The following is a 24,967-nucleotide window of genomic DNA, read 5'->3' as shown; positions in this document are numbered from 1 at the left end:
TCAACTTTTACCGGCATCAGGAATACACCCGGGAGCCCCATTTAGTGCAGCTTTGTTAATCCATCCTGCAATTCTTTCAAAAACTTCTCCCCGGTGATTTACGCCATCCCTATCTGTCATATAGTGATCGTAACCGGAGTACTCCCAATAAGTCAGCTCACAACGTCCGGCTGATGCATAGGCATCTCGTGCTGCTCGGCCGGAACTGACCGGGGCAGATTTATCTTCTGTGCCCTGGATCAATAATACGGGGGCATGGCTGTTCAATAAATCGTTGACCGGTACCCGATCGACGACATCGGCCCACCAACGCATAGAGTTTCCACCCCAGACTTCCGCGCTTTCTGGGTTAGCTCGGGCATAGGCGAGTTTGGCATCTACCTCTTTAGCTACGTGGGGCGGAACCAAGCTCTTTAGCTCTTGAGCAAAGGATTCCCCCAATCCACTTGAAAAGACCACTGCCGCATCGGGATTTAGCCTCGGCGCCAGTCGTGCAACAAGATCACCACCTTCGGAACCGCCGAACAAGACCAGCTTGCCATTCCACCAATCAGCCCCGCGCAGTTCGTCGACAATCTGCTCTACATCTACCGCACGCTGCTCAACGGTATGGTTAGCTACATACTCTTTTGAACAATCTTTAAATTGCTCTTCCGGGCTGTCAGAGTGAGTTACACCATATTTTTCTACCACTAAAACAACATATCCTGCCGCTAACTCTTTAGCCTGCTGGATAGTAGTATTTTTAACAGCAGGTAGGCAGCCAGATCCCTGGGCTATCAGGAACAAGCCATATTTCCCTTTAGCCGATGGTTGCTCTAAAGACCAGTAAAGCGTTGATCCATCAGGGCGTTTACTGACTTTAAGTAGAGGTTCGGCGGACACGCCGATATGCAAAGTCGCTAGCAGAAAACCAGTTGCCGTTATAAAGGCCGATTTAAGAAAACCCATAGCGAGAACTCCCTGCCCTCACCTGAAATTAATGGTGGGGCTATATTTGCTTAGTTATTGTTGAAGAGGGGGTGGACCTCATATTTATCCCCTCTCCGAACCCAAGAAAAAGTAATGGTTCCCGAGCTAACTGAAGCTAATCACATCAAGATTTTTTCCAATCATCAGCACTTAAGCGATAAAGGCAGTGCCGCTGTAGATGGCTTTCGCTGGGGACCAGTGGATGTTCAAAGACGAGAGAATCCCGCCGCATACCCAGTCGCTCCATCACCCGCTGGGAACGAAGGTTTTGTAGTGCAGTAAAGGAAACGACTTCGCTGAGATTCAGGGTATTAAAAGCTACATCCAAAGATGCTTGTGCAGCTTCACTGGCATAGCCTTTTCCCCAATGGGGAAAGGCCAAGCGCCAGCCAATCTCTACCGCTGGAGTGAAGGGCAAATCTTCGGTCACATTTTTCATACCGACAAATCCGAGAAACTCGTTGGTGTCTCTCAGCTCCAAGGCCCAAAAGCCCCAGCCGTACTTCTCAATATGCGCAATACTGCGATCCACACCGGCATCACTCTGCTGTCGCGTCAGCAATGAGGGGAAAAACTCCATCACCCTTGGGTCGGCATTCATTTCCGCGAATACAGGCTTATCTTCCGCTCGCCACTGGCGCAGCTGTAAGCGTTCGGTCGTGGGTTGTATTAATTCAGGCATGAAATATTCGCGCTATTCAATATTTTGTTTCTGCTGAAAATCTACAGACGGTGCGACCATAAAATCGCACTGATCCAGCCATTTTCGCTGCCCTGGATAAGCCGCTTCCTCAAAACCCAATTTCTGGTAGAGAGTCCGTGCCGCTAGATTAGTACGCAGGACAAATAAAGAGCACTCGATTGCATCCAGGGCTCTGGCTCCTGTTTGTGCAAGCTGTACTACCAGCGCACGCCCTAATCCGGCTCCGCGATGATTGGGAGAGACAATTAGGCGACTTAGGTGGCAACGACCCAGGTGTTGGTAATACTGCCCAAAAGCCAGCACATCACCGCTGCTGTCCTGAAGTGCGTAGCTGGGCAACTCCGGCCAACGACAATCCTCCAAGAAGGACCTCCCCTCGAACGGAAACCTGAAATCAGGACCACCCCACTGTTGGCACTGCTCCCTATCAGGTAGCCAAGACATCAATGTTGGGAATTGCCACTCTTCCATTGGCTTCAGTCTCAAATTATCCACGGCAATTCTCCTTAAAGTTACTTGCGACTCTTTGCCAGCCATCGATCTAACTGATCGGCAAAAGCTTTGCGGTCCGCCTGGCTAAGGGCCGGTGGTCCGCCGGTATGCACGCCGCTGGAGCGCAGGGTATCCATAAAGTCCCGCATATTAAGACGCGCGCGGATATTGGCCTTCGTATAGCGCTCCCCACGGGGATTAAGGGCTTCAGCACCCTTGTCGATCACCTCTGCTGCCAGTGGGATATCGCTTGTAATAATCAGGTCCCCCGCCTCACAGCGCTGCACTATCTCGTTATCCGCCACATCAAAACCGGCTGTCACTTGCACGGAGCGAATATAGCGCGACGGCGGCACCCGCACCGCTTGGTTGGCCACCAAAGTCAGTTCTGTGGCTGTGCGCTCAGCGGCGCGAAACAGGATTTCCTTGATGGCGACCGGGCAGGCGTCGGCATCGACCCAGAGTTTTGTCATGGCTATACAACCTTTTCGAGCGTATCGGGCGGTGCACCCTCATCGCATTTCTTGCAATTGAGCTGGAATCCCAGCATGGACTCGCGCCCTTGTTCAGTAATCACCCAGGGCCGGTTGGTCCAGGGAGGATTGTGGCGTACATGTTGGAAGTGGCCACAGGCGAGCTCCGCCACCCAGTGATTCTCTTCATCCAGGTGGTAGCCGGCGATGGGTTGTTGCATGGGGTTACACAAGCAGGGAATAAGGCGCAGTTATAGCCAATCCCAAGGGCAAAGTATACGTGTGGCCGGTGGTTCGCACTGGTACTGGGATGATTCGAGCCAAGACTGCTAGAATCTCCCGCTTTTCCGCGACGCGAAGATGCAGCCCCATCTATGACCCAGCTCAATCCCCGCCAATCCGAAGCCGTGAAGTACGTCGATGGCCCTTGCCTGGTGCTGGCCGGTGCCGGCTCCGGCAAGACCAGCGTAATCACCCGCAAGATCGCCTACCTGATCGAGCAGTGTGGCTACGCCGCGCGCAATATCGCCGCCCTCACCTTCACCAACAAGGCGGCACGGGAGATGAAAGAGCGGGTCAGCAAACTGCTGGCGGGCCCGGATGGCAAGCGCTCCAAGGCGAGTCACGGCCTGACCGTATCCACCTTTCACAACCTTGGGCTGAATATCCTGCGCAAGGAATACCGCGCCGCCGGCTTCAAGCCCGGTTTCTCCATCTTCGATGCGGAAGACGCCCGCGCCCTGATCAAGGAGCTGATGCTCAGGGATGGCGACCTGGATACAGACCTGTTGGATCGGGTACAGAACCAGATCTCCAATTGGAAGAACGATATGCTCACCCCGCGCCGCGCCCTGGAGCAGGCACAAAGCCCCGGTGAGCAGGCCATCGCGGTTGCCTACGATCGCTACTGTGAAGCCCTCAAGGCCTACAATGCCGTCGACTTCGACGACCTGATCCTGCTGCCGGTACAGTTGTTCGACAAAGATCCAGAGTTGCTGCAACGCTGGCGCAAAAAGATTCGCTACCTGCTGGTGGACGAATATCAGGACACCAACAACTCCCAGTACCTGCTGGTGAAGCTGCTGGTGGGTGGGCGCGGCGGCCTCACAGTGGTGGGAGACGATGACCAGTCTATCTACGCCTGGCGCGGCGCGCGCCCGGAGAATATGAGTGCGCTGAAGACCGACTTCCCCAATCTGCGTCTGATCAAACTGGAGCAAAACTACCGCTCCACCAGCCGCATCCTCAAAGTGGCCAACCACCTGATCGCCCACAATCCTCACGAATTCGACAAAGCATTGTGGTCCGATCGCGGCCTGGGTGAGGAGATCCGCGTGCTTAAGGTGGCCAATGAAAACGAGGAGGCCGAGCGGGTCGCCAACGAGATATTTCTGCAGAAGAGCCGCCGCGGCTGCAAGTTTATGGATTTTGCCGTGCTCTATCGCGGCAACCACCAGGCGCGCCTGATCGAAATGAAACTGCAGGAGCACCAGGTTCCCTACCAGATGTCCGGCGGTACTTCCTTCTTTGCCCGCGCCGAAATCAAGGACGTGATGGCCTACCTGCGCCTGTTGGTGAATCCGGATGATGACAACGCATTCCTGCGCATCATCAATACCCCGCGTCGCCAAATAGGTACCAGCAGCCTGGAAGCCCTGGGCAACTACGCCAAGGGTCGCGAGATTTCCATGTTCAAAGCCTGCTCGGAATTGGGCTTTAAGGAGCATATCAACGAGCAGGGCTACGAGCGCCTAAATCGCTTTGCCCTGTGGCTCGAAGGGGTACAGCGCAACTGTCGCGATACCACCGCCAATGGCGCCCTGCGTGAAATGCTGGAAGATATCGACTACGCCGGTTGGCTCTCGCAAAACGCCAGCAGCAAGAAGGTGGCCGAGAAGCGCATGGAAAATGTGTATTGGCTGCTGGAGAGCCTCAACAAGATTATGGAGGGCACCGACGATGAGCTGGAGCAGGATATTCGCCTGGAACAGGCCATCTCCAAACTGATCCTGCGGGATATGCTGGAGCGCCAGGAAGAAGAGGAAGCCACCGATAAGGTCAGCCTGATGACCCTGCACGCCGCCAAGGGCCTGGAATTCCCCCACGTGTTTATGATCGGTATGGAAGAGAACTTACTTCCCCACCGCAACAGTATTGAAGACGACAACATCGAAGAGGAGCGCCGCCTCACCTACGTGGGTATCACTCGCGCCCAGCGCACCCTCACCATGACTTTGGCAGGCAAGCGCAAACAGTTCGGCGAAACCCAGGACACAACACCCAGCCGCTTTATTGACGAATTGCCGGAAGAAGATGTGTTGTTGGAAGGATTTGGTAAGGCGACGCCGGAGCAGAATCAGGCGAAGGGAGAGGAAACTTTAGGGTCTTTGTTGAGTATGTTTGATTGAGGTTGCACATATTGGTCAGGATATAACGGCGTATATCCTGACCTTAAGTCAATCAAATCAATACGAGATAGCGGTAGCCATATTACTCTCAGGATTAATTTCCAATATTGAGTTTGTATTTAAATCCAACCCAAATAGATATCCAGAATCTGGATCAAGCGCGATACTAGCCAGCTTATGTGAACTATTTAACGGGGTATGTTTTAGTGGGGCGGAAAAATTCACAGGGATAGATTTAAGCCCGTCTCCAGCATAACTATGAACGAATATTAATGTTTCTTCATCCGCACTCAATATCATGTCCACACTTCCCGTAAGCTCACTTGAATCACTAAAACGGGAGGTCATGACAATAGATCCAGTCTCAACATCTACAGTATACACTTCGCGTGAAATCGGCTGACTCCAAGAAGAATATCCCAATAAATAAAGGTATTGCCCATCCTTTGTCATAGCCATAGTTTCAATATTCACCCAGCTACCTGAACCGGTGAGTTGGCCAAGAGTATCTTTAAGATCAGTTTTCTCCCCTGTTTCCAGAGAAATAGAGGTTAGCCGCCCTAAATCTGAAATTACCCATGCACGCTCATTAACCTGATCAATTTCCACCTCAACAGCATCAGTTAAAACTAGAGCGTCAGAGCTGTTATTGTCACTTATTAGAGTTCGGTTTCCCGATGGGATATCTACATGAATTAGGGAAAATTCGTCCCGATGCCCATCAAGAGCATAAAGCGACCCTGTGCTACCAAAAGCTAAATCATAAATAAAGGAAAAAGACGGACCAGTGCCTTTTTCAGGGCCAGTAATGACTGATCGCTCTCCAGACTGTGGGTCAACAGAAATAATTTTCCCCGCTGTATCTCTTTCTGCTGAAGAGGAAGTTAGGTATAGCTTTTTCTCCTCGCTACTATAAATGAGTGGTTCAAGTACAGATTCTGCAACTAGCTGAGGCCCTACACCCCGAAATGGTTCTGTCAATTGCTCAACTTCACCAGAGGTCAGATTAACCTCAAATATCTCATCAGAACTTTCGGTTGTTAATAAAAGATTAGTAGAATCTCCTTTCTCAACCACTTTTGCTTCACTCAAATTTAAATTGAAAGGCTCGAGAGAGTTAACACCAACGACCTTCGTTAAACTATTACTTAAAACTTCCCATTGATAAATTTCACCCTCTTCATATGTTGATCTAACAAAGTTTGATATACGGTAGGGCCTACCAATAAACACAAAGCTATCATCTAAGGGGCGATAAATTAAATCTTCGATAGATGCTATTGGAAAATCTACATGGCGCCCAAAACTAGTCAGTTCAACAACAGTACCATCTTGAATATTCAGAGAAAACAATGCAGCTCCAGATTCTCCACTAGAACTTTTATTAGTTGCAAACACCAACTGATCATTAGCCCACTGAAGAGCCGTCACTCGCTGAAAGCGATCACCATTCAAGAGGTCATCCTTGATAACAGAAACAGCATTTGTTGCCAGCTCCAATTTCCCTAGTGAATAATTCCCATCATCTTTTTTCAAGAAGTAAATGTTAGATTTGGAATTATCAAACACCAAGTCAAAAATTTCTTCCCCTAATTCTCCAGAATACAACTCAGACTGTTTTGACTCAGCTGAAAAATTATCTAACCTATAGATAGATCCATTGATATAGCCAACAACAAAATCATTCGCCTGATCGTAGACAAAACCCTCTAAGCTCTGAATCCAATCATCGACTTCAACTGAAATAAATGTTTTGCTTCCAAGGTTATACCTGCTCAGTGGGCTACCAAATAACAATTCTCCTCCGTTGGAGGAAGAATAAGCAAACCCTTTTCTTGGCAGACGCTCATAGCCTTTATTGGTATACACTTCAACGCCAGAAACTTCCTCTCTGTTCTGGTAAATATCAATAGCATCTACCTTTATCTGGGTAGAGCCATCTTCAACTAGAGGAATAGTGGCATGCCATTTTTTTGATTCACTGTCATAATCACTTTGAACTCCGTTAACTTCTATCCTTTCTATGCCATTATCATCTTCAGCCACACCACTGACTGTGAGCTCAGAATCAAATAAATAAACTCCATCTTTCACAGGAAAGTCTATACGCACAGATGGATTACTCAAATCCCCCTTAGTCGTGACATTGAATGTTGTCATGAAGTCACCAACATTAATATCAGAAGAAACTACGCCCCCCAGCTCAACATGAGATATAAGTCGAACTACAAGAGTTTGATTATTTTCTATATTACGAGATTCAGAGGAAAAATCTTGGCCATCGATAGAAAATTCCCCCTCAGATACTTCAACAAGTACCGCGGTATCAATTCCAGTAACTATTACTGGTAATGAAGTTATTAATGTTTCAGGAAGAGCATTTTCAATATCTAAAAAACTAATTTCATCCGGAGTACTATCTGAGCCACTCCCCCCTGAGCCACCGTTATTGGAGCCACCGCCACCATTACTAGAGTTATTAACATCACTATCTGTACGAGAATCACCACCTCCACCGCCACCACAGGCAGTCAAAAAAGATGAAAGAATAATAAATGAAAGAAGCTTCCCCAACTTCATGCTCAATATCCTTATGTTGTTATATACATCTGACTTACAAACAGACACGGATAATACAGAGTTTGCGCATCAGGGGGGATTAAATGTCGAATAACTGCTAATTACTAATTACCTACCAGCAAATTATCCAATTGTCATTTAAGACAGCTTTTTTTGATAATACCTATAATTTCATTGGAAGGTACAAGTCGTACTTGAAAATTACAGAAAAATGAGGCTGGTTAGACGAGGAGATATTTTGCTTAGCAGAAAACAAAAAAGGCCGCTCAATGAGCGGCCTTTTTCCAACAGAGAAACAGCTTACTTGCTGTTATCCACCATGTAATTCACAGCAGCTTTGATCTCGTCATCGCTACAGTCCATACACAGGCCTTTGGCCGGCATGGCATTGATACCATTGATGGCATTATTGTAGAGAGTATCCATGCCCTTGGCGATACGGGGTGCCCAAGCTGCGGCATCACCGAATTTTGGCGCACCTGCAACACCCATTGCGTGACAGGTCTGGCAGCTTGCGTTGTAGATATCCTGACCACTGCGAGCAGCGCCGCCGCTAGTACCTTCAGGTGCTGCCGCTACTGCCGCCGCACACTCTTTACCTTTCATGCAGGTTTCACCTGCCGGAGCAATTCGCTCTGCGATTTCTTCATTAACAGACTGCTGGGCCACTGCCGTAGCCGCACTGACGGCCAATGCCGCCACAATACCCAAAATACGCTTCATCATATTCCCCCAAAAGGACCGAAGTGAGTTGGCCCACAAACGTTCAAAATATCGTCGCAAACTCCTACGCCGCGCATTATAAGCACTGCATCGCCACCTGCCAAAGACTATATAAGCCAACAGAATGTCCTTTAACCCGCCCCCCAGCTTCTGTATAATCCGCCTCCCATTGGCACAGATAGCCAATTAAACCGCCCGTAGCTCAGCTGGATAGAGCGTCGCCCTCCGGAGGCGAAGGTCAGAGGTTCGAATCCTCTCGGGCGGGCCATATACAAAAAAGCCCGCTTATGCGGGCTTTTTTGTATATGGCTAACTCCCAGGGTTTTGTTCGAACTCAGGTTCGACTCGGAGGCAGCAAAGCTGCCGTAGAGCAGCGAGCCCAAAGGGCGAAGCTAATCCTCACGCACACCACCCGCTTATGCGGGCTTTCTTGTATATGGCTAACTCCCAGGCTTCGCTCAAACTCAGGTTCGACTCGGAGGCAGCAAAGCTGCCGCAGAGCAGCGAGCCCAACGGGCGAAGCTAATCCTCATCGCCCTTACCCATTTCAATCAAATTAATTTGGATATAGCTTATACGAGCCCATACTCAATACGAAAGCAGCTATAAAAAACCTACCCCAACGGCACCCTCAGAGGCTCAATCACCACCTGCTCCCCAGCCTCTACACTGCCACTCTCTCGCGCCAAAACGATAAAGCAGTTAGCAGCAGCAAGGCCGGAAAGAATATGGCTCCCCTGGGTACCAACCGGTTCTACTACCAATATCCCGTTTTCATCACTGCGATATACACCCCGCTGGAAATCGGTACGGCCCGGCTTTTTCTTCAGGGGTTTTAACAGTTTTGCCTGCAAGGTCTGCGGGCCAGTCCACTGATCACCTTTCATCACACTCAGGGCGGGCACGGCCAGTTGGTAGAAAGTTACCAGGGCGGAAACCGGGTTGCCGGGTAAGCCAAAGAAAGGGGTTCCTTGTAGGAAACCGAAGGCAAAAGGTTTACCGGGCTTCATCGCCACTTTCCAGAAGCCGATCTCTCCCAGTTCTTCCAACACTTCACGGGTGTAATCCGCTTCGCCAACGGAGACTCCACCGGAGGTGATAATAGCATCGGCCTCTTCGGAAGCACGCTGCAAGGCATTGGTAATAGCCTGTTTGTTATCGGGCAATATACCCAAATCCAAAATATCCAGGTCCAGCTGTTCCAGGGCGGATAACAGGGCAATGCGGTTGCTATCGTAGATATCGCCCTTACCCAGGGCTTCGCCGGGCTGGCGCAGTTCATCGCCGGTGGAGAAAAGTGCGATTACCGGTTTGCGCACTACAGTCACTGTGCCCACACCGGCAGCAGCGAGCAGGGCAATATGTGGAACGCTGATGCGCTCTCCGGCCTTAAGCAGGCTAGCTCCTTCAGCCACGTCTTCACCGCAGCGGCGAACATGGTCGCCAGCGCGAACTTCACAATTTATTCGTATCGACTCCCCCTGGGCATCGACATTTTCCTGCATCACTACCGTATCTGCACCGGCGGGTACTGCGGCTCCTGTCATAATGCGCACGCAGGTGCCGGGGTTCACCACACCGTCAAAAGGTGCACCGGCAAAAGATTTGCCGATCAGTTCCAGCGGCAAGCCACTAGCCAGGTCTTCAAAGCGCAGGGCGTAACCGTCCATTGCGGAGTTGTCGCAAGGCGGTAGGTTTACTGTGGAGATAACATCCTCAGCCAATACTCGACCGGCGGCTTGTGCCAGGGGCAAAGTCTCAGTGCCACTGATTGGGCTCAGTGCCTCAAGAAGTTTTTCGCGGGCGCTTTCGATGGGCATAAGGCCCGGTTGGCTACAGCAGTCGATAGTGGGCATGGACAATATCTCTTACTTCATTCCTTTGCGGTTGGGACAAACTAGTGGCTGCGGTTTTGGGATTCCGGTCGCTTCTGATTAACCATCCACACGGCAGCTTCCACCCGGGAGCGCATGCCCAACTTTTTCAATAAGTGTTTAACGTGAACCTTTACAGTGGCATCACTGATATCCAATTCACGGGCGATTAACTTGTTACTGAGGCCATCGGCGATCAATTGCAAGATCTGGTATTCGCGACTGGTGAGCGTCGACAGGGTATCCGCACCGGAATTATCCGGCTTGCGCAGAGCGGAGGCGAGGATCTCGGTAAGGCGCTGGCTGATAGCGAGCTTGCCGTGTGTGGCCTGGATAACCTGATCGAGAATATCTTCCGGCTCCATATCCTTGAGCAGGTAACCATCGGCACCGGCACGAATACAGGAAACTACGTCCGCATTGTTATCGGAAACCGTGAGTATCACGATGCGAGAGGCTACATCGGCTGCACGCATTGCCCGCAGGGTATCCAGCCCGTCCATACCGCGCATATTCAGGTCCAATAGAATAAGGTCCGGCTCGTGCTGTTTGGCCAGCTCCAGCGCTTCCTCCCCGCTGCTGGCCTCGGCTACCAACTCCAAGCTGGGCTCCATAGCAAACAATTGCTTGAGACCTTTACGAAACAGAGGATGGTCATCAACCATCATTACCGTGGCAGAAGAAGTCATGGGGTGTCCTGCTTCATTGCTGTAAGTTGTACTAATTCTGAACAGTGACTTTAACACAGGGCTCAGTGCCTGCGCTTACCCCCAAATGGGTAGCTATTACGCGCGGGGGCAAAGGGGTTACTTACTGTTGGTAATTGAGCAGGGATAAGCCCCGGCCCATAGTGGCCGGACGAATCATTTCGAGGAGGAGTGGCCGCCGTGTCTGACATCTACGAGTGGGCCCCAGAGGACAGCAAGTTCTGGCAGTCCAAGGGCAAAAAAATCGCAAACCGGAATTTGTGGATATCTATTCCCAGTTTGCTGTGCGGCTTCGCCGTGTGGCTCTACTGGGGCATTATTACCGTTCAAATGCTCAACCTTGGCTTCCCCATTGCCAAAGCCGATCTGTTTACCCTGATGGCAATTGCCGGCCTCACCGGCGCCACCCTTCGAATACCCAGTAGTTTCTTTATTCGATTGTTCGGTGGGCGCAACACCATTGTCTTTACCACGGCCCTATTGATGGTCCCTGCCCTAGGCACGGGTATCGCCTTGCAAAATCCTGAGACCCCATTGTGGGTATTCCAGTTGCTGGCTCTGCTGTCAGGTATTGGCGGTGGTAACTTCGCCTCTTCCATGTCCAATATCAGCTTCTTTTTCCCCAAGGAAAAACAAGGGTTGGCACTTGGCCTGAATGCGGGCCTGGGTAACTTCGGTGTTACCACCATGCAGATCCTGGTACCGCTGTTTATGACCTTCGGTGCCTTCGGCGCTGCCGGCGGCGACCCCATGACCCTGGTGAGCAGCTCTGGCTCCCTGATTGGTAAAGTACCAGCCGGTTCTGAAGCGTGGATTCAAAATGCCGGTTTTGTATGGCTGCTGTTCCTGATTCCACTGGCCTTTGTAGGTTGGTTCGGTATGAACAACCTGCGCACCGACGAAGTAACCCCGGATGTGGGCAGCTCTATCGGCGCGATGTTGAAGATGACCATGATGTTGGGAATCGGCCTCTTCACCGCAATCACAGGTCTGTGGCTGTTGCTTCCCGAAGCGGCTAACGGTTCAGGCTGGGGGGTGCCCAAGGAAATCGTATTGGTGCTGGTAATCGCCGCTACTGTGTTCGGCTTGAAGCTGTTGCCCGGTGAGATCAAAACCAGCTTGCAGCGTCAGTACCGTATTTTCAACAACAAGCACACCTGGGTGATGAGTGTCATTTACACCATGACCTTCGGCAGCTTTATCGGTTTCGCAGCGGCCTTCCCCCTGGCTATCAAAGTGATCTTCGGATACAGCCACGTGATGGTGGATGGGGTTATGACTCACGATACCATCAACAACAATGGCCCCAGCGCCCTGATGTACGCCTGGATGGGTCCATTTATCGGCGCCCTGATTCGCCCGGTAGGTGGTTGGATCTCCGACCGCATCGGCGGAGCCCTGGTTACCCAAATCTGTGCTGCAATCATGGTAGGTAGTGCCCTGGGTGTGGCTTACTACATGAAGGCCGCCTACGGCTCAGCCACTCCGGAAGAGTTCTTCCTGCCCTTCTTCCTGCTGTTCCTGGTGCTGTTCGCCGCTACCGGTATCGGCAATGGCTCTACCTTCCGCACCATCGCCATGGTGTTCCCTAAAGAACAGGCAGGCCCGGTATTGGGATGGACCTCAGCAGTTGCCGCCTACGGTGCCTTCTATATTCCCAAGGTCTTCGGCGAGCAGATCAAAGCCACCACCCCGGAATACGCTCTAGCAGGCATTGCAATCTTCTACGCGGTTTGCCTGGTGGTTAACTACTGGTTCTACCTGCGCAAAAACGGCGAATTCTACAATCCATAATTTGGTCTCACGGGCGGGAAACCGCAGTTGCGGGGAGGTTTAACCTCCCCTTTTTTATTTCACCTGAATCAATATCGGCGTTATATCCGAACCTTCAAGCAGGCTGGAAATCAGCTGTCTATCGGTATCCCTGCGATAGTAGATCGTCACTTCATCCAAGTCTTCAACGGTCGGCATCGTCGGGCATAGATGCCTGGCAATAGCCATACACATCTGCTCATAAAAATCTAAATCGTGCAGTTTATCCAGATAGATATGGCACCCTGCGATATCCTCAGCACTAATCGTATAGTTGTAACCTATGGGCGGCTGAAAATAGTAGGCCTGCACAGTAATAGACCCATCTGCATTTTCAGTGACTTCGTATTGGACAGGTCTGCCGCAGATACTCTGTTGGTATCCAACAAGATCCTCCGCAACTGAGGCAAGACTGTCATCCGTCTCAATGGTGCTCTCAATTTCACTGTAGGTTTGATGGATAGCTTCAAAGCAGCTCAAGCAAGACTTAACACCCGCTTCTTGCAGCTCTGGCAGCAGTTCTGTCGCCATATCTTCTAGCAATTGCACCAGCTTTTCTGCCGAGATAGCGTCGCGAAAATAGTAAGAGCCTTCTCTCTCAAGCGCCGACTGGAAGATTTTTAGCTTGCGCTCCGGGCAATAGAAATCGAGGTGGTAGAGAGGCTGTTCTGGATCGGAAGTGTGGTTATTCAGCTCTACCTTGCCCAAATACGGGATAAAAAAGGTAAAGGACCAGTACTCCGGGCAGTGAATAAATCGCCGGCAGTGCTCTTCGATATAACAGGGCAGATATTGAAGGTCGAAGAGATTAGCCAGATGATAGTTACCACCACCCAGGTATTCCGCTATGGAGTCATAGTTATAAAACCGGTGCTCGCCGTGGAAATCTATCTTAACTCTCTGCCCACTGGCTGCGCGGCAAGCCAGATGAAAGTATAAGGCATCGTCTTTGTAAGTAGAGTGGATAACGATAGCGTCGCCATTTCGGCGAAGCTGATAACGGAAAGCATCGATCCGGTAGGGCTCACAATCCTCAAGTAGCTCGGCAATTTCCAGCTCACCTGATTCCAGGCGGCTTACTCGATAGTTGTGCCCGCCTTCGTCTATGCAGCGAGTAAGTACTGGGTGTAGATCCTCAATGGTCACAGCTTTCGCTACAGGTAAGCCCTCGACCTGTGCTTTTTCCCGGTAAAACTTATCGCCCTCGTTAAAGAGGGAAATTCCCAACACAACGCCCATAGGAGCACCACTCAGTTAGCTGATATTCAAACTTAGCAAAAAAATTGCTGGGGTTTTAGGGATCGAAGAAATGCACTTTCAGAAATTGCCCTGGAACTACTTACAAACCAGCAAGACTACCGGCCTTAAACTGGGCAAAGTAGGTAGTGCCTTCACGCAGTTCTAGGCGCTCGCAGGAGAGACGGGAAATATCTGCGTAGAACACCTGATCAGCAGCGGCTAACTGTAAACGAATGCGGCCGTCGGTAAGGTTCTGCTTAGCAACTAAAGTTACCGGCAGGCAATTGAGGATACTGGACAAGCCCGGCTTCTCTACACTGAGGCTAATATCTCCAGCTTCCAGCAGAAAAGCTGCGGTATCGCCTTTGCGATAATGGCCTGCCACCCTATCTGCAAAGATAGAAATCCCCCCCAAATCCAAAGTCAGCAGACCATCGTTTAGGGATTCCACTCGCGCTTCAATCCGGCTGCGACAGCTATCCCCTACGCCGTGGCTATCCAGGCGCTGGGCAACTTCAGGTAAGGGAAGTGGCGCGGACAAATTGGTAGAACCCATCCACAAACAGCGCTGGGCTAGCAGCTGGATTTCATCAAAGTCGTGACTGGTCCAGATTACCAGCGCCGGATATCGGGCCCAGAAATCCCGCAGGGTCGGCAATAGGCGCCGAAGTACCTGGGCGCGGTCAACCGCTGAAAGCGGCTCATCAAATAATTGCAGCGGCGCGTTGTTATAAAGCTGTCGTAATACAGCCACTCGCTGGGCTTCTCCACCAGACAATAGCTCCACCGGCTGATGGAGTAGCGGTTCAATACCAAAAGCCTTTAACAGCCGATCACACTCCTCCATAGGCAGTGGCCTGCGGCTGTAACGGCGGGCCAGTGCCAGGTTATCTGCCACTGACTGGCCGGCAAACAAGCGGCTGTCCTGAAAGCCCAAAGAAAGCGTTCTTATGTGGGTAGCCAGGGCGCGGCGTCCGCGCTGCCAAACCGTATTGGCAAAAGTGATATTGCCACGGCAATGGCGCTGGCCAGCCAAAGCAGCCAGTAATGTGCTCTTGCCGCTGCCGGAGGGGCCGGTAAGGCCAAAAACTCCAGAGGCAGGTAGCTCTAATTGCCAGGGAGTCGCAGCGTTAAGCGGAGTCACCAGCCCTGTAACACTCAATCCGGTGGAATCAGAAGTGGTAGACGCAGTACCGAAAAGGGGTAAGGTGATTTCCATTAGCCCAGCACCCCCATTACCGGTTTAACGCGCTCGTTGTTTGATCCACGCGGGGCCAAACTATGTCCCAGCCAACGGGCAGCGAGTAGCAGTACCGTAGTAATTCCCATCAACATCAAAGCCAGCCGGTGCGCGGCACCGTATTCCATCGCCTCCACATGTTGATAAAGAGCGATAGAAACCACCTGGGTCTCACCGGGAATAGCGCCACCAATCATCAGCACTACCCCGAACTCACCCAGGGTATGGGCAAAAGTTAAAGCGCAGGCACTCACAATAGCGGTGCGACTCGCCGGCAAAAGAACTTTTAACAATGCCGCCCAGGGCGGTATACCCAGTGCTGCGGCAGCCTGGGTCAAACGCTGACCATTGGCATTAAACGCGGCCAACAGAGGTTGCACCATAAACGGCAGGGAATAAATTACTGACGCAAATACCAGGCCGGTAAAGGAAAACACCAAAGGGCCATCAAAAAGTTGTGACAGCCACTGCCCGGGCGCATAGTTGGGGGAAAATAAAAGCAGTAAATAAAAGCCCAACACCGTGGGTGGCAGTACCAGCGGCAGGGTAATTAATACCTCGATACCGTGGCGCCAGCGGCTCTGCCATTGGCTCAATTTCCAGGCCAGGGGCACGCCGATAATAAACAGGAGTAAGGTGGTTAAGCCGGCCAATTTTAAAGTTAACCACAGGGCCTGCCAGTCGGCAGCGGCGATATTCATAAGCCACTCCCTCCATCTCTACTTCGATCTTGAGTCGGCAAAATACCGTAACCCAAGTGCTGTAGTTGCGCCTGCACTTCCCCTGAACGCAAATAGTTAGCGAGGGATTGTGCCTCTTTAGGTCGGCGACTCTGGGTGGGAATCAGCAGCTGCTGTTCAATGGGTTTGTACAAATGCTGCGGCAGCAACCAGTAGTTATCGCGGCTAGCTGCTTGCATCTGGCTGGCGGCGACAAAGCCCAGCTGCGCATTGCCGGAATCCAGCATTAAATAGGCTTGGCCTGCATTGTGGGCCCGGGCCAATTGAGTTTGTTTTTTCTTCCACAAACCCAGGCTTTGCAGCGCTTGCCGTGCGGCACTGCCGAACGGCGCTACTTTCGGATCGGCTAATACAATTTTATCGGGCCAGGTTTGCAGTAACTGCTCGATATTCGATTCCGATTTTGGGTGCCAGAGGGCCAGTAAACCCAGGGCGTAAGTCTGGCGACTGCTACCCAGTGCCCCACCCTGCTTTTCCAACAGTTCGGGGCGCTCGCGATCCGCAGACAGGAATAAATCGAAGGGCGCGCGGTGCGCTATTTGTTGGTAAAGCACCCCGGAGCTGCCACTGCTGATTTGCACCACACAAGCATGGCGACGCTCAAATTCTGGCAGTACCTCTTCCAGTGCCGGGCGGAAGCTGGCCGCTACCGCCACCCGCAAGGTGCAGTTATCCGCGTTAACCGGCTGCGCGATGGCCACCAGTAAAGCGGATAGCAGCAGGCTCAGCCGGCGGACCACTTTTCCATCTCCGCAGCATCACTGGCCCGGGCTTCGACCCAACGCTCTGAAGGCTTACCGGATTTATCCGCAACCGCTTCGCGCTTCCAGAAAGGCGCCTCAGTTTTGAGGCGATCCATGATGTATTGGCAGGCGGCAAAGGCGGCCTGACGGTGGGGGCTGGTGACGCCGACAAAAACAATCTCATCGTTGATCTGCATGGGGCCAACACGGTGGACGATAGTCACACGCCCCAGGGACCAGCGATCGCGGGCATCATTGATAATCCGTTGCAGGCTTTTTTCGGTCATGCCCGGATAGTGTTCCAGGGCCAGGCCGCAGACATCACTACCGGCATTGAAGTCCCGCACCGAACCCACAAACAGCGCGCAGGCACCATCACCACTGTTGCCTTGCAGCGCAGTATATTCAGCCGCTACGTCGAGGGGCGTTTCACAGACTTCAATACGATCAACGGCTTTCATATTGGCACCACTAACCGCCGGTAACCGGCGGGAAAAATGCAACTTCATCCCCAGCCTTCACCTGGGCTCCGGTTTCTGCCAGCTCCTGGTTCAGGGCCATACGGACATCGTCTCTTTGCAGATGTGAGCTCCAATCCGGGTGCTGTTCACATAGGGTATTGCGCAACTCGCTGAGACTGCCGGAAAAGTCCTCCAGGGTAGTCTCGCCCATGCCCAATTGCTGGCGCAGACGCGCGAAAAACAGAACCTTTACCATCGCTTTACACCTCTGAAATTTTTACGCCTTGTCCGCAGCATCGCCGCGCCAGTGGCCGCGCTTACCGCCGGTTTTTTGCAGCAGGCGGGTCGGGCCGATTTCCATCGCCGGGTCCACGGCTTTACACATATCGTAAATAGTCAGAGCCGCTACCGAAGCTGCGGTTAACGCTTCCATCTCTACTCCGGTGCGCCCGGCCAAGCGGCAGAAAGCAGTGATATGCACATTATGCTTTTCCGGCTGTAATTCGAAATCCACCGCTACTTTGGTCAATGCCAGTGGATGGCACAGGGGAATTAAATCCGATGTTTTCTTGGCGGCCTGGATGCCGGCGATACGAGCTACAGAGAGCACGTCGCCTTTTTTGTGCGCCCCCTCACTCAGCAGTGCAAAAGCCTCTGCACTCATACAGATGCTGCTCTCGGCCAGGGCGCTGCGGTCAGTGATGTCCTTCTCGGTAACATCCACCATGCTGGCTTCGCCGCGCTGGTTTAAGTGGGTTAACTGACTCATGAATTACCCCCGGCTCTCGCAGGGCGCGCTGGCAAAGCGCACATGGGGGATAAAGTTACAGGGCTTGTGGCGGGCATCCAGCTGCTCCAGCAATATGCCTTCCCAAGCAGTGCGACAGGCTCCGGTGGAACCGGGCATACAACATATCAGCGTGCGATTCGCGAGGCCGGCAAGCGCGCGGGATTGCACGGTAGAGCTGCCGATATCCCCCAGGGAAATATGGCGGAACAGCTCGCCAAAGCCGTCGACGGTTTTGTCGAACAGCGGGCTCAGGGCCTCCGGCGTGGAGTCGCGATCGGTAAAACCGGTACCGCCGGTCACCAATACCACCTGCACTTTGGGATCGGCAATCCAGGCGGAGACCAGCGCGCGCATCTGATAAACATCGTCCGGGGTAATGCGCTTATCCGCAAGCTGATGGCCGGCAGTTTTAAGGGCTTCCACCAGGTACTGGCCAGAGGTATCAGTCTGCTCGTTGCGGGTATCGGATACAGTGAGTACCGCAATGTTGAGCGGTACAAATTCTTTGCTAGCGTGTGCGGACATAATCAGTGGTCTCTCAAAAAACTGTTTTCTGGAGTTTTATCCGGCGTACTCAAGCCGAGATAATCTGCCGGCGTATTGATATTGCGATGCCAATCGCCGACACTTTTTATGGGTATGGATTTGGCCCCCAGGTGACGCAGCAGCGCGCCGACAGAATTGCGTGCACTGCCCTCAACGGCACGGCGCAAATAATCCAGGCAGTCGCCATTTAAAGGCAGCCACAGGGGAAAAAAGAAGTTTTCAAAATAACAGGGCCGGCCACTTGCCTGCCCTTCAGCCAATAACTCTGCGAGGTGTTCATGCCCGAGCAGGGGCATATCTACCGGAATCACCAGGGCCGCATCAGCACCGGTTGCCAGGGCCACCGAATAAAGGCCACCCAGAGGGCCCCGCTCTGGCACCAGGTCTTCAATCGCTCCGGGGCGGGCGCCGCTGGTGACGACTTTTTCCAGCGGAAGCTCACTCAGCAATGCCTCAGCATGCTGCAAAAAATTGCCCCGTTGGGGGTGGGCCAGCAGGGCCTTATCACGGCCCATCCGGCTGGAACGGCCGCCGGCCAGCACCACGCCGATTGTCGATTTGCCAACGAAAGCCCTGGCCATAACCCTAGCCCCCCAGCATCGCCAGGTTGCGGGTAGCGCCGGTAAAACCTTCGTGCAGCTGGTGGCCTGCAGTCTTATCCACTATCAACTCACGGATATGGGCTGCCAGTGCCTCGCTATCGCCATCGGCGATGATTTCGCGCATATCAAAGCCCTGGTCGGCAAACAGGCACAGGTGCAACTTGCCCTGGGCCGATACCCGCAGGCGGTTGCAGCTTGCACAGAAGTCTTTGCCGTAAGGGGTAATCAGGCCAATACGGCCGGCGTAATCCGGGTGGAAATACTCCCGCGCCGGACCGGCATCGCGGGTGCGGATCACCTGCTCCCAGCCTTCCTGCAGCAACAGGGTTTCTATATCACTACCGGAGACATGGTTGCTGGCGAAGAACTCGCGGTTATCGCCGGTGCGCATCAATTCAATAAAACGCAGGGTCACCGGAGTCTCGCGAACCCAGGCGAGGAAGTTATCCAGCTCCGCCAGGTTGTACTGGCGCATCAGCACTGCGTTGACCTTGGTATCGATACCCAAGGCCAGGGCGCGATCCAGGCCTGCTAAGGCTTTATCCAGGCGATTATGGCCGGTGATATGGTGGAATTGAGCCGGGTCGAGGCTGTCGATACTGACATTCACCTGATCCAAGCCCGCGCGGTGCCAGTCGTCAATCTGACTGGGCAGGCGGTAACCATTGGTGGTGATGGCTAAGCGGCGAATCTTATCGCTAGCGCGCACGGCTTCGAGCAGCGGCACCAGGTCTTTGCGCAGGGAGGGCTCTCCGCCAGTAAGGCGTACCTTTTCCGTACCCAGTGAAGCGAAAGCGCGCACTAATGTGCCCACCTCAGCGACTGAGAGAGGATTTTCCCCTTCCAGGGAACGTCCGCAACCGATGCCCTCGGGCAGGCAGTAGTTGCAGCGGTAATTGCAGATGTCCGTCACGGACAGGCGCAGGTAGTAAAACCTACGGCCAAAATTGTCTTGTAACATTAAACGCCTTTCCAATGTCGGGAGGCCGCGCAGTTTCCCGCTAGACCCTGGTGGCCGGTACGGCCACGGTCCCGGCACCTTGCAACGTCAATAAAAAACGACGCGGTTTAGGTAGCGGGACTCGGTGTTTAAACTGATGTCAGTGTATCAAGCTGGTTAATTTATGCTTGGGGCAAAGGTGGTACTCCCTTGGCGCTCGAATTGATGTCCCTCTAGGGACATCAAAATGTGGAGCTTCAGTCGATTATAATTTATAGATCAGAAAATCAGGTTCAAGGTGCGGGGAAAACCCCGGCCGAAGCCGGGGGCCTCGCTAAGGAGTTCTTTCAACCGCTTAGAAATTAGCGGTTACCATGATCCAAAGCTTGTCGGTGTCAGTGCTGTACTCATCAGCACGATAAGTTGCGTACTTAACGAGTGCAGAAATGTCGTCGGTAATTTTGTGCCCGTAGCTCAGGTTCCATTCGTCACCATAACTAACGGAGCCCTCGGCCGCTTCAAAATTGTGATAGGTCAAACCCAGCTTGCCGCCGGCCACTTTCATGGAACCGCCAACATACAGATCTTCGACACCATCAGCAGGGGTTCCCAGGAATTTATCAGTGAAGCCCTGGAATTTATGCAAGGTTGCCAGCGGGGTTTTAAAACCAACGTCATTGTCGGAACCCAAAACTTCATAACCGAGTTTTGCCGCAACTGGACCCAAATCAGCGCCAAGCTCTGCCAGGTAATAATTGGCACTATAGTCATACTGGTTGTCACCAATATCTGACTGGTGCGCATAACTCAGGTTGGCTTTTACCGGACCAAATTTACCTTTGTAATCTACCCCATAAGTGCGGCTGGCATTATCGGTGAGATCTTCCAGGTCCAGATTGTAAACAAAAGCGCTGATTTTATGGTTTTCAGCTACTGGATAAATTGCGTGTAGCAGTTGGATATCGCCGCCCATATCGGAACCAGCACTGTCTTCACCGAAAATACGGTTAACGTTGTAGACGTAGCTATAATCCAACTGGAAGCTATCAGCACTGCCGTACTGATAACGAACACCATCGTAGGTCTGCTCGTTTTGTCTCCAGCCAACACCGCCGACAAATCGCTGCCCGTCCAGGTTAATGCGCTGGCGACCGGCGGTAATTATGGAATTTCCACCACTGTAGCGAATATAGGCCTGGTTAATTTCAGTTCCTTCCGGATCAGCCACTACCGGGTATTCGCCTTCACCATTAACGGTGGAGTTGTAGCTGTCATTGCCAACTGCCGTAACATCATCCATTTCCAGGAAACTGGTAAAGCCACGGTAGCTGCCACTGCGCCAGTTGAGGCGGGTTCTTAAAGTGGATGCAACTGCTTCATCATCAATACCATCCTGATCAACAGTCTCTACGCGGTAACGCAGATTCAATCCGACTTCACCGGATTTCAACGCATCCACCAGAGTGGCATTTTCACTTTCCTGCGCAGCGGCCTGCAATGCGACAGTGCTGCATGCCCCCAACAGTAAGGCACCGAGAATTTTTGGGAATTTGGAAACGGTCATGACGCTTTTCCTTTGCAACAACGGAGTGAACAGTGACAAATTACAATTTTTCAGACTCGACTGAAACCATAGATTTTTTCCTGCTTAATTAATCTTTACTCCCTAGCCTTTACTCAGGCGTAATCCCTTATTGGTAGTGGGCACTACCTATCCGGCAAAGCCTCGGTTTCGCTGGTTTCCTCAAGCAGGAAATTATTTTGCTGTGCGTACTGTAAACGCTGCATATAATTTTCTCTTTGAATCGCCAAATACATAACCAACATACAAATAGCGAGCACACCGTAGAGCAGCATAAAGGCCGCACTGTGGATACCTACTAAGTCCTGAGCGATACCAAAAAGAACAGGCAGGGTAAAACCACCGAGGGCACCAATAGTGGCTACGGTACCGCCAACACTCCCCATATGCGCGGGGAAATTATCGTGCAGCGCTTTGTAAACAGACGCGCGGCCAAATCCCTGGGCGATACCGATAACCAGTAGCAGTAAAGTGAACAGCTCAATACCCACTTCAATATTTAAATGCACATCCCGTTCCACCCCGTGAATTGTCATGCTGGTGGGCGGGTAACTGAGGAAGAAAAGACAGACCAGGCAGGTCCAGAAAACACTCCAATTGACGGTGCGCGCACCGTAGCGATCGGCAAACCAACCCCCTAAAGCGCGCAGTGAACTGGAAAGGGCCACAAACAGCAGGGTGAGTGCCATTGCTACTGGTGTGCTGACTTGGTACACCGACAGATAGTAATTCGGCAACCATAATAAAAGCGCGAGAAAACTGCCAAAAACAAAGTAATAGTAGAGCCCATAACGCCAAACCCGGATTTGCGTTAACGGCTTTAAATGACTGCGCAGATCCGGTTTTCCCCGGCTGCGCATATAGCGGGTTTCCTCTGGTGCAAAAAATTCGAATAAAACCATCATCAGGATAATCCCGGCTCCATAAGCCGGCCCTATCCACTCGCGCCCAAACCAATTTTGAATGGCTGGAGCCAATGCCAGGGTAATTGCAGCTCCGGCATTTCCTGCACCAAAAATGCCCATCGCAGTACCCTGCCGCCCTCTTTCGAACCACGGGCTGATATAGCGAATCCCCAAAACAAAAGACACCCCGGAAATACCCAACCACAGCCCCGCCAGCAAATGGGCCCCGTAGCTATCGATAAAGGGCAACAAAAATAGCACCGGCAGCAACAGCAGCATCTGCAATAAAATCAGCTTTTTCGCAGAAAAATATTCCACCAGTAATCCCACCGGAAAACGCAACAGCGCCCCGCTCAAAATCGGCGCAGCCAGTAGAACCCCGTATTCAGTTGCAGACAGATCCAACTGCCCACGAATCTCTACCCCCAATACCGCGTAGAGCGTCCAAACAGAAAAGTTAGCGGCGAACATGGCCGAGGCAAATATCAGCGCGCGCCCGGCGAGTTGCTGTGTATATTGCACGGCAGGCATCTCCAAAATATTGGCTGTCGAAAATTAATTGCCACCCCGGTTATTCACCGCATTGAGCCCCCGCCCAAGAAAAGTGATCACAGAATTACAGCGGGGGCGAGAAATCTATAGAGGCAAGCTACTGGCAAGATGCACAAAAAATCGGCTAGCGACAATTACTCCCAAAAACCCTTTTTAATCATTATCAATTTCCGCCAACTACCCCCACAGGGGTAGAAACACACTAAAAACCGCCCCTACCCACTCCGAGCTACTAACCCCAAGGGGTTACTCCCTTCCATATACAAATCGATTTCCCTTCCACTTACCCCTTTTGCGCACTTTCCCTCTGGCGCTGCTCAAATACTATCGGTCATGACCCTATCCACCTCTAAAAATTTCTGAGAAGCCGGAGAAAATAGTCATGAGTCAATCCAGCGGCCTCAATTTATTTAATTGGGGCGATCCCAAAATAAAGACGCTGCACGTTACTTGGTTTGCGTTTTTCCTGACTTTCGTGGTGTGGTTCTCCCACGCTCCGCTGATGGTCTTTATCAAGGAAGCGTTCGACCTCACCAGCCAGCAAGTAAAAGCCCTGTTAATCCTCAATGTGGCACTCACCATCCCCGCCCGTATCATTATCGGTATGCTGGTGGATAAATTGGGGCCGCGCCTGGTGTACAGCGGGCTGCTGATGACCTCATCTTTAATCTGTTTGGGCTTCGCCACCGCAGACAGTTATGAATCCCTGGCCCTGTTCCGCTTCCTGCTGGGATTTGTGGGTGCCGGCTTTGTAATTGGTATCCGCATGGTGGGTGAATGGTTCCCAGCCAAACAAGTCGGCCTGGCAGAAGGTGTTTACGGCGGCTGGGGGAATTTCGGTTCTGCTGCCGGTGCCATGACCCTACCCACCATCGCCCTGCTGTTCGGCGGTGAAGACGGCTGGCGCTATGCCCTGGGCCTCACTGGCATCATCGCCGGCCTGTACGGCATCATCTACTACCGCGTTGCCCGCAACACTCCTAAAGGTTCCACTTACTTCAAGCCGAAGAAAAGCGGCGGCCTGGAAGTGACCAGCAAGCGGGATTTCTACTTCTACCTGCTGATGAATGTGCCCATGTACCTGGCACTGGCAGCGCTGGCTTACAAACTATCTCCCAGCGGCGTAGCCCTGCTGAGCCAGAATGCCACCTACGTGATGTGGGGACTGCTGGTAGCACTGTTCGCCTTCCAGACCCGTATGATCTGGAATGTAAACAAAGACCACCTACGCGAAGGTGTGCCCGAGCTGGAGAAATACAACTTCAAGCAGGTAGCCATCCTCGACCTGGCCTACTTCGTCACCTTCGGCTCAGAGCTGGCCGTGGTTTCTATGCTGCCTCTGTTCTTCCTGGAAACCTTTGAAGGATTGAGCCCGGTGAAGGCCGGCCTGCTCGCCTCTGGCTTCGCCTTTATGAACCTGGTGGCTCGCCCAACCGGTGGATACTTCTCTGACAAACTGGGACGCCGCCGCAGCCTGATGTTCCTGATCGGCGGCCTGGCAGTGGGTTACTTTGTACTGAGCCAGATCAACGGCGGCTGGTGGATTCCCGCTGCGGTAATTGCCACCATGTGCTGCTCTTTCTTCGTGCAGGCCGGTGAAGGTGCCGTATTCGCCGTCGTACCCCTGGTGAAGCGTCGCATGACCGGGCAGATCGCCGGTATGGCCGGAGCCTACGGCAACGTGGGTGCGGTTACTTTCCTTACCGCCCTGTCTTATGTCAGCTACAGCCAGTTCTTCCTGATTATCTGCGGCGCAGCAGCGGTGATCTTCTTCGCCTGCCTGTTCCTGGAAGAGCCCAAAGGCAATATCGCCGAAGTGCTACCGGATGGCACAGTGCAGCTGATCAGCGTGGAGTGATTGGACAGCAGTTATCAAGCAACAA

The 24,967-nt window shown here is 52.3% G+C and carries 24 protein-coding genes, 1 tRNA gene and 1 riboswitch; of the genes, 4 read left to right on the top strand and 21 right to left on the bottom strand.

Annotated elements, in window-relative coordinates; all coding sequences use genetic code 11:
* From ACJJII_RS07250 to ACJJII_RS07230, 5 genes are all read right to left on the bottom strand, one after another.
* Positions 1 to 951: an alpha/beta hydrolase family protein gene (locus tag ACJJII_RS07250; RefSeq protein ID WP_444918771.1), complete on the bottom strand. Its 951-nt coding sequence runs from the start codon at positions 949 to 951 to the stop codon at positions 1 to 3.
* A 145-nt stretch (positions 952 to 1,096) separates the two neighbouring features.
* On the bottom strand, positions 1,097 to 1,654 hold the full coding sequence (locus tag ACJJII_RS07245) for a GNAT family N-acetyltransferase (protein ID WP_444906662.1): 558 nt from the start codon (positions 1,652 to 1,654) through the stop codon (positions 1,097 to 1,099).
* Positions 1,655 to 1,666: 12 nt separating this feature from the next.
* Positions 1,667 to 2,170: a GNAT family N-acetyltransferase gene (locus tag ACJJII_RS07240; protein WP_444906663.1), complete on the bottom strand. Its 504-nt coding sequence runs from the start codon at positions 2,168 to 2,170 to the stop codon at positions 1,667 to 1,669.
* Positions 2,171 to 2,187: 17 nt separating this feature from the next.
* Positions 2,188 to 2,640, bottom strand: a complete 453-nt coding sequence (locus ACJJII_RS07235) for a YaiI/YqxD family protein (protein ID WP_152450565.1) — start codon at positions 2,638 to 2,640, stop codon at positions 2,188 to 2,190.
* A gap of 2 nt (positions 2,641 to 2,642) precedes the next feature.
* Positions 2,643 to 2,861, bottom strand: coding sequence for a DUF3565 domain-containing protein (locus ACJJII_RS07230; protein ID WP_252084134.1), 219 nt, complete (start codon positions 2,859 to 2,861; stop codon positions 2,643 to 2,645).
* A 153-nt stretch (positions 2,862 to 3,014) separates the two neighbouring features.
* Between ACJJII_RS07230 and rep the strand changes: the two genes are divergently transcribed.
* Complete coding sequence (gene rep / locus ACJJII_RS07225; RefSeq protein ID WP_444918770.1) at positions 3,015 to 5,048, top strand: DNA helicase Rep; 2,034 nt, start codon at positions 3,015 to 3,017, stop codon at positions 5,046 to 5,048.
* Between the two features lie 57 nt (positions 5,049 to 5,105).
* On the opposite strand, the gene ACJJII_RS07220 is transcribed toward rep, so the two are convergent.
* Positions 5,106 to 7,628, bottom strand: coding sequence for a hypothetical protein (locus tag ACJJII_RS07220; RefSeq protein ID WP_444918769.1), 2,523 nt, complete (start codon positions 7,626 to 7,628; stop codon positions 5,106 to 5,108).
* Between the two features lie 300 nt (positions 7,629 to 7,928).
* The gene (locus ACJJII_RS07215; protein ID WP_444918767.1) at positions 7,929 to 8,351 is read right to left on the bottom strand and encodes a c-type cytochrome; all 423 of its coding nucleotides are present in this window, start codon (positions 8,349 to 8,351) and stop codon (positions 7,929 to 7,931) included.
* A gap of 191 nt (positions 8,352 to 8,542) precedes the next feature.
* Here ACJJII_RS07215 and ACJJII_RS07210 point away from each other — a divergent pair.
* Positions 8,543 to 8,619, top strand: a tRNA-Arg gene (locus ACJJII_RS07210).
* A gap of 346 nt (positions 8,620 to 8,965) precedes the next feature.
* On the opposite strand, the gene moeA is transcribed toward ACJJII_RS07210, so the two are convergent.
* Complete coding sequence (gene moeA / locus ACJJII_RS07205; RefSeq protein ID WP_444918766.1) at positions 8,966 to 10,207, bottom strand: molybdopterin molybdotransferase MoeA; 1,242 nt, start codon at positions 10,205 to 10,207, stop codon at positions 8,966 to 8,968.
* A 41-nt stretch (positions 10,208 to 10,248) separates the two neighbouring features.
* On the bottom strand, positions 10,249 to 10,914 hold the full coding sequence (narL, locus tag ACJJII_RS07200; RefSeq protein ID WP_108731363.1) for a two-component system response regulator NarL: 666 nt from the start codon (positions 10,912 to 10,914) through the stop codon (positions 10,249 to 10,251).
* 198 nt (positions 10,915 to 11,112) lie between these two features.
* On the opposite strand from narL, the gene ACJJII_RS07195 reads away from it, so the two are divergent.
* Entirely contained in the window at positions 11,113 to 12,726 is a 1,614-nt protein-coding gene (locus ACJJII_RS07195) for an MFS transporter (protein WP_444918765.1), read from the top strand.
* A gap of 54 nt (positions 12,727 to 12,780) precedes the next feature.
* On the opposite strand, the gene ACJJII_RS07190 is transcribed toward ACJJII_RS07195, so the two are convergent.
* The 12 genes from ACJJII_RS07190 to ACJJII_RS07135 form a co-directional block, all read right to left on the bottom strand.
* Positions 12,781 to 13,983: a hypothetical protein gene (locus ACJJII_RS07190; RefSeq protein ID WP_444918764.1), complete on the bottom strand. Its 1,203-nt coding sequence runs from the start codon at positions 13,981 to 13,983 to the stop codon at positions 12,781 to 12,783.
* 100 nt (positions 13,984 to 14,083) lie between these two features.
* Positions 14,084 to 15,202, bottom strand: a complete 1,119-nt coding sequence (locus ACJJII_RS07185) for an ATP-binding cassette domain-containing protein (protein ID WP_444918763.1) — start codon at positions 15,200 to 15,202, stop codon at positions 14,084 to 14,086.
* Positions 15,202 to 15,924: a molybdate ABC transporter permease subunit gene (gene modB, locus ACJJII_RS07180; protein ID WP_444918762.1), complete on the bottom strand. Its 723-nt coding sequence runs from the start codon at positions 15,922 to 15,924 to the stop codon at positions 15,202 to 15,204. The genes ACJJII_RS07185 and modB overlap by 1 nt, the downstream gene beginning before the upstream one ends.
* Positions 15,921 to 16,703, bottom strand: coding sequence for a molybdate ABC transporter substrate-binding protein (modA, locus tag ACJJII_RS07175; protein WP_444918761.1), 783 nt, complete (start codon positions 16,701 to 16,703; stop codon positions 15,921 to 15,923). Before modA ends, modB begins: the two co-directional genes overlap by 4 nt.
* A complete protein-coding gene (moaE, locus tag ACJJII_RS07170) occupies positions 16,688 to 17,167 on the bottom strand; it encodes a molybdopterin synthase catalytic subunit MoaE (protein WP_444919262.1) in 480 nt (159 codons plus the stop codon). The genes modA and moaE overlap by 16 nt, the downstream gene beginning before the upstream one ends.
* 10 nt (positions 17,168 to 17,177) lie before the next feature.
* The gene (moaD, locus tag ACJJII_RS07165; protein WP_444895498.1) at positions 17,178 to 17,423 is read right to left on the bottom strand and encodes a molybdopterin converting factor subunit 1; all 246 of its coding nucleotides are present in this window, start codon (positions 17,421 to 17,423) and stop codon (positions 17,178 to 17,180) included.
* Between the two features lie 21 nt (positions 17,424 to 17,444).
* A complete protein-coding gene (gene moaC / locus ACJJII_RS07160) occupies positions 17,445 to 17,936 on the bottom strand; it encodes a cyclic pyranopterin monophosphate synthase MoaC (protein ID WP_444918760.1) in 492 nt (163 codons plus the stop codon).
* Between the two features lie 3 nt (positions 17,937 to 17,939).
* Positions 17,940 to 18,482: a molybdenum cofactor biosynthesis protein B gene (gene moaB, locus ACJJII_RS07155; RefSeq protein WP_020413723.1), complete on the bottom strand. Its 543-nt coding sequence runs from the start codon at positions 18,480 to 18,482 to the stop codon at positions 17,940 to 17,942.
* Between the two features lie 2 nt (positions 18,483 to 18,484).
* Positions 18,485 to 19,084, bottom strand: a complete 600-nt coding sequence (gene mobA, locus ACJJII_RS07150) for a molybdenum cofactor guanylyltransferase (RefSeq protein ID WP_444918759.1) — start codon at positions 19,082 to 19,084, stop codon at positions 18,485 to 18,487.
* A gap of 4 nt (positions 19,085 to 19,088) precedes the next feature.
* The gene (gene moaA, locus ACJJII_RS07145; protein ID WP_444918758.1) at positions 19,089 to 20,066 is read right to left on the bottom strand and encodes a GTP 3',8-cyclase MoaA; all 978 of its coding nucleotides are present in this window, start codon (positions 20,064 to 20,066) and stop codon (positions 19,089 to 19,091) included.
* Positions 20,055 to 20,205: riboswitch (molybdenum cofactor riboswitch) on the bottom strand. (Overlaps the previous gene by 12 nt.)
* A 195-nt stretch (positions 20,206 to 20,400) precedes the next feature.
* Positions 20,401 to 21,609, bottom strand: coding sequence for an alginate export family protein (locus ACJJII_RS07140; RefSeq protein WP_444918757.1), 1,209 nt, complete (start codon positions 21,607 to 21,609; stop codon positions 20,401 to 20,403).
* Positions 21,610 to 21,752: 143 nt separating this feature from the next.
* Positions 21,753 to 23,063 carry an MFS transporter gene (locus tag ACJJII_RS07135; protein ID WP_413664019.1) on the bottom strand — a complete coding sequence of 437 codons (1,311 nt, stop codon included), beginning with the start codon at positions 23,061 to 23,063 and terminating at the stop codon, positions 21,753 to 21,755.
* Between the two features lie 403 nt (positions 23,064 to 23,466).
* On the opposite strand from ACJJII_RS07135, the gene ACJJII_RS07130 reads away from it, so the two are divergent.
* Entirely contained in the window at positions 23,467 to 24,942 is a 1,476-nt protein-coding gene (locus ACJJII_RS07130; RefSeq protein ID WP_444887739.1) for a NarK family nitrate/nitrite MFS transporter, read from the top strand.
* Positions 24,943 to 24,967: the final 25 nt, after the last annotated feature.

It is taken from the genome of Microbulbifer maximicatervae (SeqCode) (assembly GCF_052467825.1).
The sequence above is the reverse complement of the archived record's forward strand: the minus strand, read 5'-3'. Positions and strand labels throughout refer to the sequence as shown.

What these genes read in the sequence shown, in the direction of transcription:
- ACJJII_RS07250 (WP_444918771.1), bottom strand. Translation starts at nt 951, where the DNA reads ATGGGTTTTCTTAAATCGGCCTTTATAACGGCAACTGGTTTTCTGCTA.
- ACJJII_RS07245 (WP_444906662.1), bottom strand. Translation starts at nt 1,654, where the DNA reads ATGCCTGAATTAATACAACCCACGACCGAACGCTTACAGCTGCGCCAG.
- ACJJII_RS07235 (WP_152450565.1), bottom strand. Translation starts at nt 2,640, where the DNA reads ATGACAAAACTCTGGGTCGATGCCGACGCCTGCCCGGTCGCCATCAAG.
- ACJJII_RS07230 (WP_252084134.1), bottom strand. Translation starts at nt 2,861, where the DNA reads ATGCAACAACCCATCGCCGGCTACCACCTGGATGAAGAGAATCACTGG.
- rep (WP_444918770.1), top strand. Translation starts at nt 3,015, where the DNA reads ATGACCCAGCTCAATCCCCGCCAATCCGAAGCCGTGAAGTACGTCGAT.
- ACJJII_RS07220 (WP_444918769.1), bottom strand. Translation starts at nt 7,628, where the DNA reads ATGAAGTTGGGGAAGCTTCTTTCATTTATTATTCTTTCATCTTTTTTG.
- ACJJII_RS07215 (WP_444918767.1), bottom strand. Translation starts at nt 8,351, where the DNA reads ATGAAGCGTATTTTGGGTATTGTGGCGGCATTGGCCGTCAGTGCGGCT.
- moeA (WP_444918766.1), bottom strand. Translation starts at nt 10,207, where the DNA reads ATGCCCACTATCGACTGCTGTAGCCAACCGGGCCTTATGCCCATCGAA.
- narL (WP_108731363.1), bottom strand. Translation starts at nt 10,914, where the DNA reads ATGACTTCTTCTGCCACGGTAATGATGGTTGATGACCATCCTCTGTTT.
- ACJJII_RS07190 (WP_444918764.1), bottom strand. Translation starts at nt 13,983, where the DNA reads ATGGGCGTTGTGTTGGGAATTTCCCTCTTTAACGAGGGCGATAAGTTT.
- ACJJII_RS07185 (WP_444918763.1), bottom strand. Translation starts at nt 15,202, where the DNA reads ATGGAAATCACCTTACCCCTTTTCGGTACTGCGTCTACCACTTCTGAT.
- modB (WP_444918762.1), bottom strand. Translation starts at nt 15,924, where the DNA reads ATGAATATCGCCGCTGCCGACTGGCAGGCCCTGTGGTTAACTTTAAAA.
- moaE (WP_444919262.1), bottom strand. Translation starts at nt 17,167, where the DNA reads ATGAAAGCCGTTGATCGTATTGAAGTCTGTGAAACGCCCCTCGACGTA.
- moaD (WP_444895498.1), bottom strand. Translation starts at nt 17,423, where the DNA reads ATGGTAAAGGTTCTGTTTTTCGCGCGTCTGCGCCAGCAATTGGGCATG.
- moaC (WP_444918760.1), bottom strand. Translation starts at nt 17,936, where the DNA reads ATGAGTCAGTTAACCCACTTAAACCAGCGCGGCGAAGCCAGCATGGTG.
- moaB (WP_020413723.1), bottom strand. Translation starts at nt 18,482, where the DNA reads ATGTCCGCACACGCTAGCAAAGAATTTGTACCGCTCAACATTGCGGTA.
- mobA (WP_444918759.1), bottom strand. Translation starts at nt 19,084, where the DNA reads ATGGCCAGGGCTTTCGTTGGCAAATCGACAATCGGCGTGGTGCTGGCC.
- moaA (WP_444918758.1), bottom strand. Translation starts at nt 20,066, where the DNA reads ATGTTACAAGACAATTTTGGCCGTAGGTTTTACTACCTGCGCCTGTCC.
- ACJJII_RS07140 (WP_444918757.1), bottom strand. Translation starts at nt 21,609, where the DNA reads ATGACCGTTTCCAAATTCCCAAAAATTCTCGGTGCCTTACTGTTGGGG.
- ACJJII_RS07135 (WP_413664019.1), bottom strand. Translation starts at nt 23,063, where the DNA reads ATGCCTGCCGTGCAATATACACAGCAACTCGCCGGGCGCGCGCTGATA.
- ACJJII_RS07130 (WP_444887739.1), top strand. Translation starts at nt 23,467, where the DNA reads ATGAGTCAATCCAGCGGCCTCAATTTATTTAATTGGGGCGATCCCAAA.